Origin of the sequence: Pseudomonas fluorescens (assembly GCF_902497625.1) — a bacterium.
GTDB classification, from domain to species: Bacteria; Pseudomonadota; Gammaproteobacteria; order Pseudomonadales; family Pseudomonadaceae; genus Aquipseudomonas; species Aquipseudomonas fluorescens_BQ.
Window position 1 is genome coordinate 23,175 of record NZ_CABVGX010000053.1, and the last position, 16,792, is coordinate 39,966.

Here is a 16,792-nt window from a genome sequence, read left to right on the forward strand (position 1 = left end):
GCGTTGTTCGCAAAAATCACTCCAGGCCCTCAAACCGTCAATCGCAGTCGCGCCAGATCGCGCAACGGTGGTGCGCCAAACAACCGGCTGTACTCGCGACTGAACTGCGAAGGGCTTTCGTATCCCACCCGATACCCGGCCGCCGCAGCTTCCAGCCCTTCGGCCAGCATCAGGCGCCGCGCTTCCTGCAGGCGCAATTGCTTCTGATATTGCAGCGGGCTCATGGCTGTCATCGCTTTGAACCTATGGTGCAGGGTCGACACGCTCAGGTTCACTTCCCTGGCCAGATCATCAATCCGCAACGGTTGCTCAAAATGGCCGTTGAGCCATTTGATCGCCTGGCTGATGCGATGGCTCTGGCTGTTGGCGATGGCGATTTCATACAGCCGGTGGCCCTGCGGACTGCGTAACAAACGATAGAGAATTTCCCGGCGAATCAGCGGCGCGAGCATGGCGATGTCTTTCGGCGCATCCAGCAAGCGCGCCAGGCGGAGTACTGCGTCGAGCATCGCAGTGTCGATTCGCTCGACATACAGACCGCGACCGGTGGGGCGAGTCGGTACGCCAAGCGGCCCGGCGTCGGCAATCAGTGCGGTAATTTCCGCTGGGTCAATGTCCAGCCGTACCGCCAGGATCGGTTCTTCAGAAGTGACATTTACCACTCGCCCGCTCAAAGGCATCGAGACCGACACCACCAGGTAATGGAGCGGGTCGTAATTGAAGAACTCATCGGCCAGGCGAACCTCTTTGCGACCCTGGGCCATGATGCAAAGCGCCGGTTGCGCCAGGACCGAAGCGAAGTCGTGTGATTTGCTGTGCCGCGACATGAACAGCGAGCTGACGCCTGTGGCATAGTTGCCATCGTCCTGAGTGTTGCGGCGGATGATCTGCGCCAGCTCCGCGCGCTGTTTTTCCATGTCGGTGTCCAGCGCAGCTTGAACTTGATCGAGCGACGACATGCAGTGCATCCTCAGCGTATCAATGGAATGGACCGAGCTTATGTTTGTGCAAGGCGCACCGCTAGACACATTCTGCGAGAAGCTTGCCTGATTCTGCACGTTGGCGATCAATGGACTCACTCAGGTTGCCCACCCTCCGCAAAACTTGCTTAAAACCCGGTTTTTAATGTGACGCTGGATTTACATGTTGTTACGAATGCTGAATCTTCGCCGCGCAGGATTGTGCAAAAAGCCGGCAGGAATCGACTAACCGCAAAGCCTGCGCCGCGCTTAACCTTGGATCCTGTCGCAGCCCGTCCCTTGGTTGCGGTCGACTACCTGGGAGGGTTGAACATGTCTAAGCAGATTCCCGTCAGTCACATGGCCTTCGTTCGTGCCCGCGCCGGATGCTCGATGGAACTCGGGGCGCGGCTCAGCGCCTTGATCGAGCCATCACGTAATGCGCCGGGTTGCCTGAGCTTTTCCCTGCAACATTCTCAATGCGATTCGGCGTTGTGGCTGGTGTCCGGTTTCTGGGTCAATCAACACGCAATGACGACCTATTTCAGCACACCGGCCATGCAGGTGTTCGCCGAGCTGGTGCAAGGCATGGTAGTCAATAGCCTGGATTTTCACACTTTCAGGGATGTGTCAGCAGAACAGGCTCGAGGCCACACCGAGTCATGGGTACACAAAATGGCGGGTTGAGGGTTTAATGGCTGCATTCTCATCATCCAGGATCCGCGACATGGCACGCAAAGCCTTTGAAACCTTCGAAGCCGTATCTGCCGTAGTGCCCCGCGAGGGTGGTTATTACGCGGCTATCGCTACCAAAGCCATCGGTGGTTCGGGTACGCCGCGCTTCAACAAGGTGCTGGAAGACCAGACTTTTACCACTGCCACCGCCGCGGATGATGCGGCCGCCATTCAGCTGACGCATTTGAAAGGTGTCAGCGAAGACGGCGATCTGATCTGGTAATTACTTCACCGCCCCCGGGCGGAACATCTTGAACAATGCTTCCGGCCCCAGCTGAAAGTAGTCCGCCGGGCCGCCGCCGCGCAAAATCGGTTCTGCCGCGGCGGTGTCGTATACGCCATCCTTGAGCAGCCATCTGGCGATGTGCACGGCGACCACTTCGCCGAGAATCAGCCAGCTCGGCACCACGTTGCCATCGGCCCTTTGCAGTTGAATGATCTGCGTGACCTTGCACTCGAACGACACCGGGCTTTCGGCGACCCGTGGCACCTGAATGATTTTCGACGCGACGGCCGTCAACCCGGATAACTCGAATTCGTTGACCTGCGGCTCGACCATGGCGCAGCTCTGGTTCATCTGCTCGGCCAACGGCCGGGTTGCCAGGTTCCAGGCGAACTCACCGGTCTGTTCAATGTTGTTCAGGCTGTCCTTGCGCCCGACGCTGGAGAAACCAATGATCGGCGGAATGTAGTTGAAAGCGTTGAAGAAACTGTAGGGCGCGAGGTTCAGGCAACCCTCGGCATCCTGGGACGATATCCAGCCAATGGGGCGCGGACCGACGATCGCATTGAACGGGTCGTGGGGCAGGCCGTGGCCGTTGGCGGGTTCGTAGAAATGGATATCGTCGGGCATGGCATATATTCCGGGAGGATCTGGAGGCGTTCATGGTGCAAGGACGAACGTATAATTTCCAGTGATGAAGTCCAAATGTGGGAGCGAGCCTGCTCGCGATGGTTTGTCAGCCAAGCTCAATGCGGAATGACTCACCGCTATCGTCGCAATGCCGCCCAGACCAGGCTCACTCCCACAGGGCGGGTTGTGGAATTAACAGAAAAGGGGCAGACCCGCCAAGGTCTGCCCCTTTCTGTATTGCATCAGCGAACTCAGTCAGTCTCGATCCGCGAATGTGTGCGCGTGTCTTTCATGGTGATGTACACCAGCAGCGACACGGCAATGCACGCGGTGACATACCAGTAATAACCGGTTTCCATGCCGATGCTCTTGAACCACAGCGCGATGTATTCAGCAGTACCGCCGAAGATCGACACGGTCAATGCGTATGGCAGACCGACGCCCAGTGCGCGGATTTCGGTCGGGAACAGTTCGGCTTTGACCACGGCGTTGATCGAGGTGTAGCCGCTGACGATGATCAGCGCGGCCATGATCAGGAAGAACGCGCCCCACCAGCTCTGGACCGTGTGCAGGGTGGTCAGGATTGGCACCGTGAACAACGTGCCGAGTACGCCGAAGGCGATCAGGATCGGACGACGACCGACTTTATCCGACAAGCCGCCGATCAGCGGTTGCAGGCACATGAACAGGAACAGGGTGGCTGCGGAAATGGTGGTGGAGTCGGAAATGCTCATGCCGACCGTGTTCACCAGGTATTTCTGCATGTAAGTGGTGTAGGTGTAGAACGCCAGGGTCCCGCCCATGGTCAGGCCGACCACGGTCATCAGTTCCTTCGGATGGCGCATCAAGGTGCGCATGGCGCTTTCTTTCTTTTCCTTCTGCACCTTGGTGAAGGATTCGGTTTCTTCCATGCCACGACGCAAGTACAGCGCGACCACGGCACACAGTGCGCCGATGGCGAACGGGATGCGCCAGCCCCATGCGTACAGTTCTTCGGTAGTGAGGGTGTTCTGCAGCACGATCAATACGCCCAGCGCAATGAGCTGGCCGGAGATCAGGGTCACGTACTGGAAACTTGAAAAGAAGCCGCGACGGTCCTTGGTCGCCATTTCGCTGAGGTAAGTCGCTGATGTGCCGTATTCGCCACCGACCGACAGGCCTTGCAGCAACCGGGCGAAAATCAGCAGGATCGGTGCGCCGATGCCGATGGTTTCATAACCCGGGCTGAGGGCGATCACGAGCGAGCCGAAGCACATCAGGTAGACCGAAGCCATCAACGCTTTTTTGCGACCGGCACGGTCAGCGTAAAGGCCCATCAGCCAGCCACCGATCGGACGCATCAGGAAGCCGACCGCAAAGATTGCGGCAGTGTTCAGCAGTTGTGCGGTGGTGTCGCCTTTCGGAAAGAAGGCTTTGGCGAAGTACAGGGAGAACGCGGCATAAACATACCAGTCATACCACTCGACCATGTTGCCGACCGAGCCGCTGAAGATTGATTTGATCCGGCTGGCGGTAGTTCTTTCTTTGGCCGGCGCGGCAGCCGACCCCTGGGGCAGTGTGGCGGAGTTATCCATTGAAGGATCCTTCATTTAATTGTTTTTGTGGAGCGCAATGAAACGCAGCCTGCGTGGGCTATAGCAGGAGCTGTGCCAAAGGAGAGAAGGCTGGTTTAGAGGGGGTAAGGGGATGACTTGAGCGGAAATCCGCTTATTTTTCAGTGCGTGTGAGCGGAAAATCGCTTATCGATTCCAGGGTTTTGTTGCCTGGGCTGCCTCATCGCGAGCAGGCTCGCTCCTACAATGGGCCAGTGTCCGCAATTCAGATGTGGGAGCGAGCCTGCTCGCGATGAGGCCAGATCAAGCGCCATAAAATTCAGCTGTCCTGCAGGAACATCTCGCGACTCAATCCGTGCCGCTGCATTTTTTCATTGAAAGTCCGGCGCGGCAGTTGCAACTCTTCGAGCACGGCTTTCACATCGCCTTTATACCGGGTCAATGCTGCGCGCAGGCAGTGCGCTTCGAAGGCTTCCTGCTGCGCCGCCAGCGACTGGCCAGGGTCGATGCGTGCCGGTGCAGGCTCATCAAGACCCAGCACCTGGCGTTCGGCAACATTCGCCAGTTCACGCACATTGCCCGGCCAGTCGTGACTCAACAGATGGCTCAGCTGCGGCCCGGTCAGCGGCGGCAGTGTACGACCCAGACGCTGCGCAGCCTTGTAGGCAAACGACTCGAACAACAGCGGAATATCCTCGCGACGATCGCGCAATGGCGGCAAGCGCAATTCCGCGACGTTCAAGCGATAGGCCAGGTCCTCGCGGAAACGTCCGGCCCGTGCTTCGTCGAGCAAATCCGGTTTAGTCGCTGCAATGATCCGCAAGTCGACGTTGATGCTGTGATTCGACCCCAGCCGTTCCAGCTTCTGTTCCTGCAGCACGCGCAGCAACTTGACCTGCTGCGCCAGCGGCATGCTTTCGATTTCATCCAGAAACAGCGTGCCGCCATCGGCATATTCCAGCTTGCCGATGCGTTTGCCCTGAGCGCCGGTAAACGCGCCGCTCTCGTGGCCGAACAGTTCGGCCTCGAACAACTGCTCTGGAATCGCGGCGCAGTTGAGCGCCACAAACGGCTTGTCGGCACGCGGCCCGAAGTCATGCAGGCAGCGCGCGACCAATTCTTTGCCGCTGCCGGTTTCGCCACGGATCAGCACGTTCACCGGCAACGCCGCGAGTTCCAGCACTTGCCGGCGCAACGTCTGCAAACCCCGAGACACGCCGAGCAAGGTCGAATCGAGTCTGGCGCGGTTGTCTGCCTGCTCGTGTAAGGCACGGTTTTCCAGAACCAGCCGGCGCTTGTCCAAAGCCCGGCGCAGACTGCCAAGCAAAGTTTCCGGGCTGAACGGCTTCTCCAGAAAGTCGTAGGCGCCGTCACGCATTGCGTCCACCGCCATCGGCACGTCGCCATGGCCGGTCAGCAGAATCACCGGCAAGTCGGCATCGCGGCGCTGTACTTCGGCGAGCAGTTCCAGGCCGCTCATGCCGGGCATGCGCACGTCGCTGAGGATGACGCCGGGGAAATGCCTCGGCAACTGCGCAAGGCATTCTTCAGCGCGGCTGAACAGTTGCACCTCGAAACCCGACAGGCTCAACCATTGTTCGACAGCGCTGCGGATGCTGCTTTCGTCGTCCACCACCATCACTGAGTTCAGCATCAGGCCTGGGTCTCCATATCGATGGGCAGGGTAACGGTGAACACCGCACCGCTGTTGCGATTGTCAGCGCTCAAGCGGCCGCCGGATTCGTGCACGATGGCAAAGGATACGGCCAGACCGATGCCTAGTCCTTCGCCCACCGGTTTGGTGGTGAAGAACGGATCAAAAACTTTCGGCAGATGTTCTTCAGCAATGCCACCGCCATTGTCGGCCACCGTCAGGCGCCACAATTTTTCGTCGGCTTGAAGTCGGATTACCAGACGTTTGCAGGGCTTGTCGCGCATTGCATCGAGGGCGTTGCGCAGCAGATTGATCAGGACCTGCTCCAGGCGAATCGCATCGCCACGTACCCAGGCCGGGCGTTGCAGGTGCAAGACCGTGCTCACCTGTTCCTCACGCAGGCGAGTATCAAGCAATTCCAGCGATTGATCGACCACCGTCGCCAGGTCCAGGTGTTCGCGCAAGCCGCTCGGACTCTTGCGCGCGAACGTTTTCAGATGACCGGTGAGGGCAGCCATGCGTATCAGCATGTCGTCCAGGGGTTTGAGCGCCTTGTAGGCGTCGTCGACCCGACCGTGGTCGAGTAACAGGCGCAACGTTGCCAGTTGCATGCGCTGCGCGGTCAGCGGTTGATTGATTTCATGCGCCAACGCCGCCGACATCTGCCCCAGCGCCGCGAGTTTGGCCGATTGCACCAGGCTGTCCTGCGCAGTGCGCAAGTCACGGGTACGTTTTTCGACCAGTTGTTCAAGCTCTTCTCGACTGCGCTGGCGCATTTTCGCCAAGCGCCAGCGCTGATTGAGGAACAGCAGCAAAAACACTAGCGCCAGCCAGAGGCCGGCTGCGGCGAGGGCAGCATTACGAGTGTCTTCGAAGGCAATTTTTGGCAGACGCAGCAGGTGCAATGTCCAGCCCTGCGCGGCCAGTGGCGCTGATTCCCACAGGTAATCGGCGCTACCGTCCGGGCCATCGACGCGTGCCAGGTCACTGTTGTCATCGAAGCGCCGCAACGATTCAAATTGCAGCGGCGTCAGGATTTGCTTGTCGTACTGGCGGGTGGTTTTGAGTTCTGCGTGATCGCTGTCGCTCAGCGGTTTCAACAGGCGGTAGCGCCAACCCGGCTGGTTGGCGATGAAGATGATCCCCCGTGCGTCGCTGACCAGTAAGGTGTCGCTGCCCTGACGCCATTCGCGTTCCAGTTCCGGGAACTCGAGCTTCACCACCATGGCGCCGAGAAAGCGGCCATCGTCGGCCGTGACTGCACTGGAGAGAAAGTATCCTGGAATCCCGCTCGTAACGCCGACCGCGTAAAAACGCCCGGCACCTTGCGTTCGGGCCTGGATGAAATATGGACGGAAGGCGTAGTTATGGCCGACGTAACTGCTTGGCAGACGCCAGTTGCTCGCTGCGATGGCCAGCCCGGTCCGATCAAGCAGTTCCAGGCTCGAAGAGGCGGCCGCGCCGTTGATTTTCTCCAGCTTGCGATTCAACGCGTCCTGCAGATGGGGTGTCAGCGGACCGTTGAGCGCCGAGCGCAATTCCGGGTCCAGCGCCAATACCGCGGGCAGCGCTCGATAGCGTTCGATCAGGGTGTGCAGGGAAGTGGCGTACAAGTCCAATTGTTGACTTGCCCGGGCGGCGTCTTCTACCAGGGCCTGACGCTCGGCCTGGCGGATGGCGAGGGTCGCGACGAGGATCGCGCCAGCGAAAATCAGCAAGGTGTACAGCGCCAGGCGCAAGGTACGAGAGGGCTCAGACATGCCGGGCGTTACACACAATGTTCGGAGGGCCGCACCATACCATGGGCAATAAAAAAGGCGACAGGAGGATCAGCCCCTGTCACCTTTCGCTTGTCCAGTCAGAAACGCTTATTGCACTTCAACTGCCAGGCTTTCACTGATCTTCTGCTGCCAGATCGCAGGGCCGGTGATGTGCACCGACTCGCCATTGCTATCGACTGCAACGGTCACCGGCATGTCTTTCACGTCGAACTCGTAGATCGCTTCCATGCCCAATTCGGCAAAAGCAACTACGCGGGATTTCTTGATGGCCTGGGCCACCAGGTAAGCCGCGCCGCCGACTGCCATCAAGTAAACCGCCTTGTGGTCCTTGATCGCTTCGATGGCGGTCGGGCCGCGCTCGGATTTGCCGATCATGCCCAACAGGCCGGTTTGCTCGAGGATCTGACGGGTGAACTTGTCCATCCGTGTCGCCGTGGTCGGGCCCGCCGGGCCGACAACTTCTTCGCGCACCGGATCAACCGGACCGACGTAATAGATGAAGCGGCCCTTGAGGTCTACCGGCAAGGTTTCGCCCTTGTTGAGCATCTCGACCATGCGCTTGTGCGCAGCGTCGCGACCGGTGAGCATTTTGCCGTTGAGCAGCACGGTTTCGCCCGGCTTCCAGCTTTGCACGTCTTCCGGAGTCAGGGTGTCGAGGTTGACGCGACGGGCCGACGGGCCGGCTTCCCAGACGATTTCCGGATAGGCATCCAGCGGTGGCGCTTCCAGCGAGGCCGGGCCGGAGCCATCGAGCACAAAGTGCGCGTGGCGGGTCGCGGCGCAGTTGGGGATCATGCACACCGGCAGCGAAGCGGCGTGGGTCGGGTAATCCATGATCTTCACGTCAAGCACGGTGGTCAGGCCACCGAGGCCCTGGGCGCCGATGCCCAGTTGGTTGACCTTCTCGAACAGCTCCAGACGCATCTCTTCGATACGGTTGGACGGGCCGCGCTTTTTCAGCTCGTGGATGTCGATGGATTCCATCAACACTTCCTTGGCCATCACCGCCGCTTTCTCGGCGGTGCCGCCGATGCCGATGCCGAGCATGCCCGGTGGGCACCAGCCGGCGCCCATGGTCGGAACGGTTTTCAGAACCCAGTCGACGATCGAGTCGGACGGGTTAAGCATGGCCATCTTCGATTTGTTCTCGGAACCGCCGCCCTTGGCTGCCACGTCCACTTCCACGGTGTTACCCGGAACGATGGAGTAGTGGATCACGGCCGGGGTGTTGTCCTTGGTGTTTTTGCGAGCGCCCGCCGGGTCGGCGAGGATCGACGCACGCAGGACGTTTTCCGGCAGGTTATAAGCCTGGCGCACGCCTTGGTTGATCATGTCGTCCAGGCTCATGGTGGCGCCATCCCAACGCACGTCCATGCCTACACGGACGAACACGGTGACGATGCCGGTGTCCTGGCAGATCGGACGGTGGCCGGTGGCGCACATGCGCGAGTTGATCAGAATCTGCGCCATCGAGTCACGCGCTGCCGGCGATTCTTCGCGCAGGTAGGCTTCGTGCATCGCCTGAATGAAATCAACGGGGTGGTAATAGGAAATGAACTGCAAGGCGTCGGCAACGCTCTGTATCAGGTCATCTTGCTTGATCACGGTCATCAGTCGCGCTCCTCTAAAAGACGGGAACATTCTAAAGAGCAGCTTCGAGTTCCAAGCTTCAAGTGGCAAGTCCAGAGCAGTACGGGGACTGCTCCAGCTGCCGCTGGAAGCTTGAAACCTGGAGCTGCTCCTCTGGCGCGCCGGGCATGCCGGCGCGCCGCTAAAAAGGCGCGGCAGTATAGCGCGGGTCGCCAGCGTAAACACGCGCCGGCAGTCAATCGTTGGTCGCATGGGTGGCGGTGCAGATAACCTGCGCGGGCGCGCTCACCGGTAGGCGCCGGCTGGCTGGCGACAGCGGTGTGGCAGCCAGCCTAATGGAAACTGGCAAACCGCTATCGCCGGCCAGCCGGGTCCTGCAAAAGTTGCAGGCGCCGTCAACGGTTGGTCGGGTCATCCCTTTGACGCCAGTTTTTCTCCCCAAAAATTCAATGGTCATTTGCCTGACTGACCACTAAAGTGGCAGTCGGTCTGTAGAACAGGACGCTCTGTCAGCCTTCTTTTGCACGGTGAGTCAACGATTGACCCATAACGCCATTCAACGCCTTTTGCTCAAACGCTTCGCCCTCGCAGCCGGCACCTACGCTCTGGCCTTGCTGCTGCTGTGGCTGGCGTTTTTTACAGGCCATTATGATGAGCCGTTGGCCAGTGTGGCCGTCGGCAGCGCCCTGGTGGTCATCAGCCAGGCGACGCTCTTCGCGCTTTTTTACAGCGGCTGGAACCTGCGTTTCCCTGACCCCAGCCTGACCGAGCCCCAGGTATTGCTGGGGCTGGGCTGGCAAACCTGGCTGATCGCCAACCTCGACGAGGCTCGCGGCGCGTTCCTGGTGTTCTACCTGCTTATTCTGCTGTTCGGGCTGTTTCACCTGTCCCGCCGCGCATTTGTGCGATGCGCGTTGCTGGTTTTTTTCAGTTTTTGCGCGATCACCCTGTGGGAGGGCTACCACTTCGAGCTGGCCGACCCGGCGCTGTCTGCGCTGCAGGTGTGCGTGCTGCTGATCGTGCTGATCTGGCTGGAACTTTATGCCCGTTATGTCCAGGCCTCGCGGCAACGCATGCGCCAGCGCCGCTTCGCTTTGCAGGCGCATCAGGACACCTTGCGCGGCATGATGCGCCAGCTGGAAGACTTGGTCGCCACGGACGAACTGACCGGGCTGTTCAATCGCCGGCATTTCCTGCGCCTGGCCTCGCGCGAACTCAATGCCATGGAGGCCGGCGTGGTCCACGGCCTGGCGCTGATCGACCTTGACCACTTCAAACGCATCAACGACGTGCATGGACATGCGGCCGGCGATCAGGTGCTGCAGGCCTTCGCCGCTGTTGCCACGGCGTGTCTGCGCGAGGGCGATGTGCTGGCCCGCTACGGCGGCGAGGAGTTTGTCCTGTTGTTGCCCGATTGTGATCCGGAACGCCTGACCGCCTGCTGCGAACGCCTGCGCATTGCGTTCACCGATGTCGAGCTGATCGGTCTGGATGTCGCTCACCTCAGTTTGTCCGCCGGCATGACCCTGCTGGAACTGGGCGACGACCTCGACGACGCGCTGCAGCGAGCCGACCAGGCGCTCTATCGGGCCAAACGCGACGGCCGCAATCGGTGTGCCGCGGCGTGGGAAAACGTCGATGCCTGAGGTACGCGTCGGCGAGCGCCAATGGTCGGTGGCGGCCGGCAGCAACCTGCTGGATGTCTTGAATCGCAATGGTGTGCCGGTGCCTTACAGCTGTCGCGCCGGCAGTTGTCATGCGTGTCTGGTGCAGTGTGTGCGAGGGTTGCCTGGTGACAATCGGCCGGATGCTTTGAGCGCAGAGCAACGGGCGCAAGGCTGGCGGCTGGCATGCCAGTGTCAGGTAGTCGAAGACTTGCAGGTGCACACTTTCGATCCGCAACAGGACGGTCGCCCGGCCGAAGTGGCAGCCGTCGACTGGCTCAGCGCCAACGTGTTGCGCCTGCGCGTCAAACCGCAGCGGCCGCTTCGTTACAGCGCTGGCCAGCATCTGGTGCTTTGGGCAGGCCATGTGGCGCGTCCTTATTCTCTCGCGAGCCTGCCGGAAGAAGACCGGTTCCTGGAATTTCATCTCGAATGTCGGCATGCCGGGGAATTCAGCGATGCCGCCCGCCAGCTCAGGATCGGCGATCCGCTGCGGCTGGGTGAGTTGCGCGGCGGCGCGTTGCATTACGATGGCGACTGGCAAAACCGACCGCTGTGGCTGATGGCTGCCGGCACCGGGCTGGCGCCGTTGTTTGGCGTGTTACGCGAAGCGCTGCGGCAGGATCATCAAGGTGACATCCGCGTCATTCACCTCGCCAATGATGCCGATGAGCATTACCTGGCTAAACCCCTGCAAGCCATGGCTGCCAGCCGCCCCAACCTGAGTGTCGAGCTGTGGACACCGACCGGCTTGCCCGAGGCTTTGGCGCAACTGCGGCTTGTTTCCCGGCAAACCCAGGCCTTACTCTGCGGGTCACCCGCCAGTGTCGAGGCCTTCGCCCGACGGCTCTATCTGGCAGGATTGCCGCGCAATCAGCTGCTGGCCGACGTGTTCTTGCTGCGCAGCTGAGTGCTGATGATTCAGACGCGAGACTGACCGACCATGACCGATGCCATCCAGATTGAACGCGAACGGGGCGTGCTGATCCTGCGTCTGAACCGTCCTGACAAGAAAAACGCCCTGACCGGCGCCATGTACAGCCGACTGGCGCTAGCCCTCGAGCAGGCCGACGCCGACGCTGAAATCAACGCCGTATTGATCAGCGGCTCCAGCGAATGCTTTACCGCCGGTAACGACATCGCCGACTTCCTCGAACAACCGCCGAGCAGCCTCGACAGTCCGGTATTTCATTTCATGCTCAACCTGCTCGAGTGCAGTAAACCGGTGATCGCCGCTGTGGCGGGTGCCGCGGTCGGAATCGGTACAACGCTGCTGCTGCATTGCGACCTGGTGTATGTGAGCCGCGATGCGCGCTTGCGAATGCCGTTCGTCAATCTCGGACTTTGCCCGGAATTCGGCTCCAGCCTTCTCCTGCCGCGCTTGCTCGGCCACGCGAGGGCGTCGCAATTGTTACTGCTAGGCGAAGGGTTCAGTGGCGAACAAGCGGCAGCCTGGGGCATTGCCACCGAGGCACTGGCCAGCGGCGAGGCGGCTTTGGCCAAGGCGCGGGAGATGGCGCTGCGATTCGAATCGCTGCCACCCGAAGCGGTACGCACGAGCAAGCAACTGATGAAGGCCCCGGACCGTGAGCAGTTGCGCCGGGTGATAGAAGAAGAGGGCGCATTGTTCACCCAACGGCTGCGTTCGCCGGAAGCGGTTGCGGCGTTATCGGGCTTTATCAACCGGCATTGATTGTACCCTGACCTTGCGGGCTCTTCGCGGGCAAGCCTCGCCCCCACAGGTTTTATGCCGCAACGCGTTGTGTGGCCCTGCCCAATCCCTCGAGCGAATGGTGCGACATTCCGATTTGCCCGCGAAGTCGTCAGTACGGGCACCCCAACTGCTCTGAAAAGCACAAGCCCCGCCATTTACATGGCGGGGCTCGTGTCGTTCAACAACCTGTCACTCAGACCTGGGGGTCGCCCACATGCAGGATCTTCATTCCGTTTGTGCCGCCGGTGGTGTGGTAGCTGTCGCCCTTGGTCAGGATGACCCAGTCACCTTTCTCGACAACGCCGCGCTTGACCAGTTCGTCGATCGCCTTCTGGCTGACTTCGTGCGGCTCAAGCGACGCGGGATCGAATGGAACCGTGTACACGCCACGGAACATCGCAGCGCGTGCCTGCGTCTCGCGGTGCGGCGAGAAGGCGTAGATCGGCACCGAGGAGCGGATGCGCGACATGATCAGCGGGGTGTAGCCACTTTCGGTCAGAGCGATAATTGCCTTCACGCCCGGGAAGTGGTTGGCGGTATACATGGTTGCCAGCGCGATGCTTTCGTCGCAGCGGGTAAATTCCTTGCCGATGCGATGGCTGGAGGTCTTGCCGGTCGGGTGCTTTTCCGCGCCAACGCAGATGCGCGCCATGGCTTGTACCGCTTCCAGCGGGTACAGACCGGCGGCGCTCTCGGCCGAAAGCATCACGGCGTCGGTGTAGTCGAGCACGGCGTTGGCCACGTCGGACACTTCGGCGCGGGTCGGCATCGGGTTCTGGATCATCGACTCCATCATCTGGGTCGCGACGATTACTGCCTTATTGTGGCGACGCGCGTGCAGAATGATTTTCTTCTGTATACCCACCAGCTCGGCGTCGCCGATTTCCACCCCGAGGTCACCACGGGCGACCATCACTGCATCGGAAGCCTTGATCAGACCGTCGAGGGTTTCGTCGTCGGCCACGGCTTCGGCGCGTTCGATCTTCGCCACCAGCCAGGCAGTACCGCCAGCCTCGTCACGCAGCTTGCGCGCGTATTCCATGTCGGCGGCGTCGCGAGGAAAGGACACCGCGAGGTAGTCGACTTCCATCTCTGCAGCGAGCTTGATGTCGGCCTTGTCTTTCTCGGTCAGGGCAGGAGCAGTCAGGCCACCGCCGCGACGATTGATGCCTTTGTGATCCGACAGTGGGCCGCCGATGGTCACGGTGCAATGCAGCTCGGTGGCGGTGGCGGAATCGACCCGCATCACCACGCGACCGTCGTCGAGCAGCAGTTCGTCGCCGACGCCGCAATCCTTGACCAGATCGGGGTAGTCGATGCCGACCACTTGCTGATTGCCTTCGGTCAGAGGATGGCTGGTGGAGAAGGTGAAGTGATCGCCAATCTTCAGCTCGATCTTCTTGTTGGCGAATTTGGCAATACGGATTTTCGGACCTTGCAGGTCACCCAGCAGGGCGACGAAGCGACCGTGCTTGGCGGCGAGATCCCGCACCAGCTTCGCGCGAGCCTTGTGCTCGTTGGGAGTGCCGTGGGAAAAATTCAGGCGGGCGACGTCCAGGCCAGCCAGAATCAGCTGTTCGAGAACTTCCGGCGAGTTACTGGCCGGGCCAAGGGTAGCGACGATTTTGGTACGACGGACGGACATGCAAAGACTCCTGAGTTCAAGCGCTGAGTGAGGCTACTATGGTCTCGAGGTGTAGTCATTGTTCGTGTGCACTACTTTTTGTGCAGAACTTTTTGATTCGCCTGTGGCAAAGAACATTGCTGAAGATTTTCGCCAGCGGGTCGATACAGAGCTCAAGACAGGAGAACCGTCATGCGAATTTTGCTCATAACCGTGCTTGCCCTCAGTGTTCTGGGTTGCACCCGTTGGTCGATGAACCATCATTTGAATAATGCCTACAGCGCCTACGAACGGGGCAATTGCGAGCAGGTCACCCTCGAGTTGTCGAAAGTCGAACGCGCCAGCCGCGCGCGGCCCTACGTGTGGCCGGAAGTGTCAATGCTGCGAGGCTTGTGCCTCGAGCGTCAGAAGCTGTTTGTCGATGCCGCGCAAACCTATCAATTCATCCTGGCGTCCTACCCGCAAAGCGAATACGCCTTCCGTGCCCGCGCCCGCCTGGAAACCTTGCAGTCGTTGGGCCATTACCCTTTGCGCAGCACCACCGCTGTCGTTCGCCCGACGCGCTTGTGATTGCACTCGTAAGCCATGGCTGGCCGTGCGACGGCGGTCAGCTATAGTCATAGAGTCGATTCAGAGCCAGGGCTCTCGAACGACGTAACACCTGTGATCGGCAAGGGTAGGCGGCAGCGGCGTCACGGACTGTTGCACCGGGATCGGGGAGAGCGTGTCGACTTGACGAGAAGGCCCGTTCCGAAGCAATTAGTGCGCCCCTGTGCAAGGGCTTTGCGTGGCGAAATCACCATGTTCATCGACCGCCGGATCGAGCGGCATCAACTGCCGTATTTTTTGAAAGTGTTCAACGGTGTCAACGACAAACCCATCGGCTTTCTGGGCAACGTCTCCGCAGACGGGCTGCTGTTGATCAGCCAGTTACCCATGATGATCGGCGTTGAGTTCGCATTGCGCCTGAAGGTTCCCGGTACCGATGGCTGCCAGCAGGTCATTGACCTGAGGGCCAGCTGTCTGTGGTGCCACGAGGACGCGACTCCCCACCATTACGACGCCGGATTCAGCCTGCAATGGGCACCGCCGGAATATGGGCAGTTGGTCGAGGCATTGAGGCGCTATTTCAGTTTTCAGCCGTTGCCGGCGTCTGCGTAAGTGACACCGATTCGCGCGCGTCACATCAGACCTGCGCGCTTCCAGCTCAGGTATCGCGTCACCAGCTGCGCGCCCAGTTGGTTGGGCAGCGCATCCAGCACCTGCACGCCATGGGCGCTCAAGCGTTCGTGAAGTTCAGATCTGGCATTCAGATAATCCACCGTCCCGCAATAAGTCAGCGCGTCGGACAAGGTTTGCACGGCTTGCTGGCGCGCACTGTCCAGCACGTCTTCGCGCAGGCTGGCTACCAGCACGAAATGGTGCACGCTGAGTCTTTTCACAGCGGCCAGAAGTTCGTCATCGTCCTCATCGCGCAGATTGGTGACCATCACCACCAGGGCCCGACGTTTTTGCCGGGCGAGCAGTTGCGTGGCGGCGGACGAATAGTCGGCGCTGTGTCGAGAGCTGTTCAGGTCATAAACCGTGTTGAGCAACACGTTCAACTGGCCCATGCCTTTGACCGGTCCCAGATAACGTTGCTGCTCTGCCGCGAACGTGCTGAAGCCGACTGCATCTCCCTGACGCAGCGCGACGTAACTGAGCAGCAGACAGGCGTTCAGCGCATGGTCGAAATGCGCCAGTTCGCCGTCCTGGCTGCGCATGCGTCGGCCGCAGTCCAACAGGAAAATGATCTGCTGGTCACGCTCATCCTGGTACTCCCGCGCAATCGGTGTGCGCTGGCGGGCGGTGGCTTTCCAGTCGATCTGGCGCAGGCTGTCGCCTTCGCGAAATTCCCGTAGCTGATGAAACTCGAGGCCCTGACCGCGCCGCTGATTTTGCCGCACGCCGAGCTGGCTGAGCCAGTTATCCACGGCCAGCAATTGCCCCCCGTAGAGCCGGGCGAAATCAGGGTACACCCGGGTGTCGTCGGTCACACTCAGCAACCGTTTTCCGGACCAGAGCCCCATTGGGCTGGGCAGACTGATCTCGCAACGTTCGAAGGTGAAGTGACCGCGTTTGAGCGGGCGCAGCCGGTAGCCGATCTCACTGCGTTGCCCCGGTTGAAGCTCGACGGTCAAAGGCAGATTCTCGAAACTCAGACCATCGGGTACGTGATCGTAAATCTGGATATTCAGCGGCTGACGCAAGTCATGTTCAACGTGCAGTCGCACCTCACTCCAGCGACCCAGGGCGAGACTGCCAGGCATTTGTCGCGCTGCCTTGGGGGAGGGCAGCCGTTGGAGGCGAACGGCATCGACGATCGCCAGGATAACGATTGCCAGCAGCAAACCCCAATTGATCGATAACAGGCTTGAGGGAATGGCGATGCCCAGTGCCCTTGAAGCGCCCAGTCCGATGCTGATGGCCAGCAGGACCACGAGCCAGCCCAGCAGCAGCCGCGAAGGTTTCACAGACGCGGCGCCGGAACTTGATCGAGCATTTGACGCAATACCTGATCCACTTCCAGCCCTTCGATATCAAGCTCCGGTGAGATACGCACACGGTGGCGCAACACGGCCAGCGCGCAGCCTTTGATGTCATCGGGAATCACGAATTCGCCGCC

The 16,792-nt window shown here is 60.3% G+C and carries 15 protein-coding genes and 1 pseudogene; 7 read left to right on the top strand and 9 right to left on the bottom strand.

Annotated elements, in window-relative coordinates:
- Window positions 1-29: 29 nt before the first annotated feature.
- Window positions 30-959 carry an AraC family transcriptional regulator gene (locus F8N12_RS23875; RefSeq protein ID WP_150582567.1) on the bottom strand — a complete coding sequence of 310 codons (930 nt, stop codon included), beginning with the start codon at window positions 957-959 and terminating at the stop codon, window positions 30-32.
- Between the two features lie 333 nt (window positions 960-1,292).
- On the opposite strand from F8N12_RS23875, the gene F8N12_RS23880 reads away from it, so the two are divergent.
- Window positions 1,293-1,646, top strand: coding sequence for a putative quinol monooxygenase (locus F8N12_RS23880; RefSeq protein ID WP_150582568.1), 354 nt, complete (start codon window positions 1,293-1,295; stop codon window positions 1,644-1,646).
- A gap of 40 nt (window positions 1,647-1,686) precedes the next feature.
- Entirely contained in the window at window positions 1,687-1,917 is a 231-nt protein-coding gene (locus F8N12_RS23885; protein ID WP_150582569.1) for a hypothetical protein, read from the top strand.
- On the opposite strand, the gene F8N12_RS23890 is transcribed toward F8N12_RS23885, so the two are convergent.
- The 5 genes from F8N12_RS23890 to F8N12_RS23910 all read right to left on the bottom strand — a co-directional run bounded on the left by F8N12_RS23890 (window position 1,918) and on the right by F8N12_RS23910 (window position 9,146).
- Entirely contained in the window at window positions 1,918-2,547 is a 630-nt protein-coding gene (locus F8N12_RS23890) for a flavin reductase family protein (protein ID WP_150582570.1), read from the bottom strand.
- Between the two features lie 251 nt (window positions 2,548-2,798).
- Complete coding sequence (locus F8N12_RS23895) at window positions 2,799-4,121, bottom strand: MFS transporter (protein WP_150582571.1); 1,323 nt, start codon at window positions 4,119-4,121, stop codon at window positions 2,799-2,801.
- Between the two features lie 298 nt (window positions 4,122-4,419).
- A complete protein-coding gene (locus tag F8N12_RS23900) occupies window positions 4,420-5,754 on the bottom strand; it encodes a sigma-54-dependent transcriptional regulator (protein WP_150582572.1) in 1,335 nt (444 codons plus the stop codon).
- Window positions 5,754-7,514 carry an ATP-binding protein gene (locus tag F8N12_RS23905; RefSeq protein ID WP_150582573.1) on the bottom strand — a complete coding sequence of 587 codons (1,761 nt, stop codon included), beginning with the start codon at window positions 7,512-7,514 and terminating at the stop codon, window positions 5,754-5,756. Before F8N12_RS23905 ends, F8N12_RS23900 begins: the two co-directional genes overlap by 1 nt.
- Before the next feature lie 108 nt (window positions 7,515-7,622).
- Window positions 7,623-9,146: a fumarate hydratase gene (locus F8N12_RS23910; protein WP_150582574.1), complete on the bottom strand. Its 1,524-nt coding sequence runs from the start codon at window positions 9,144-9,146 to the stop codon at window positions 7,623-7,625.
- A gap of 518 nt (window positions 9,147-9,664) precedes the next feature.
- Here F8N12_RS23910 and F8N12_RS23915 point away from each other — a divergent pair.
- From F8N12_RS23915 to F8N12_RS23925, 3 genes are read left to right on the top strand one after another with little or no spacing between them, the layout of a single operon-like run.
- A complete protein-coding gene (locus F8N12_RS23915) occupies window positions 9,665-10,771 on the top strand; it encodes a GGDEF domain-containing protein (RefSeq protein WP_150582575.1) in 1,107 nt (368 codons plus the stop codon).
- Window positions 10,764-11,699 (top strand): iron-sulfur-binding ferredoxin reductase, encoded by a 936-nt coding sequence (locus tag F8N12_RS23920; protein WP_150582576.1) that lies wholly within the window; start codon window positions 10,764-10,766, stop codon window positions 11,697-11,699. The genes F8N12_RS23915 and F8N12_RS23920 overlap by 8 nt, the downstream gene beginning before the upstream one ends.
- Before the next feature lie 33 nt (window positions 11,700-11,732).
- Window positions 11,733-12,482, top strand: coding sequence for an enoyl-CoA hydratase-related protein (locus F8N12_RS23925; protein WP_150582577.1), 750 nt, complete (start codon window positions 11,733-11,735; stop codon window positions 12,480-12,482).
- 214 nt (window positions 12,483-12,696) lie between these two features.
- Here the strand turns inward: F8N12_RS23925 and pyk are convergent, their stop codons facing one another.
- The gene (gene pyk, locus F8N12_RS23930; protein ID WP_150582578.1) at window positions 12,697-14,148 is read right to left on the bottom strand and encodes a pyruvate kinase; all 1,452 of its coding nucleotides are present in this window, start codon (window positions 14,146-14,148) and stop codon (window positions 12,697-12,699) included.
- Window positions 14,149-14,319: 171 nt separating this feature from the next.
- Between pyk and F8N12_RS23935 the strand changes: the two genes are divergently transcribed.
- Together F8N12_RS23935 and F8N12_RS23940 are read left to right on the top strand one after the other, a co-directional pair.
- On the top strand, window positions 14,320-14,697 hold the full coding sequence (locus tag F8N12_RS23935) for a tetratricopeptide repeat protein (RefSeq protein ID WP_150582579.1): 378 nt from the start codon (window positions 14,320-14,322) through the stop codon (window positions 14,695-14,697).
- Window positions 14,698-14,928: 231 nt separating this feature from the next.
- Window positions 14,929-15,288 (top strand): PilZ domain-containing protein, encoded by a 360-nt coding sequence (locus F8N12_RS23940; RefSeq protein ID WP_150582580.1) that lies wholly within the window; start codon window positions 14,929-14,931, stop codon window positions 15,286-15,288.
- 20 nt (window positions 15,289-15,308) lie between these two features.
- On the opposite strand, the gene F8N12_RS23945 is transcribed toward F8N12_RS23940, so the two are convergent.
- Window positions 15,309-16,640 (bottom strand): DUF58 domain-containing protein, encoded by a 1,332-nt coding sequence (locus F8N12_RS23945; RefSeq protein WP_150582581.1) that lies wholly within the window; start codon window positions 16,638-16,640, stop codon window positions 15,309-15,311.
- Window positions 16,637-16,792 (bottom strand): annotated as a pseudogene (locus F8N12_RS23950) (AAA family ATPase); the annotation flags it as partial. The gene F8N12_RS23945 and the pseudogene F8N12_RS23950, both read right to left, overlap by 4 nt.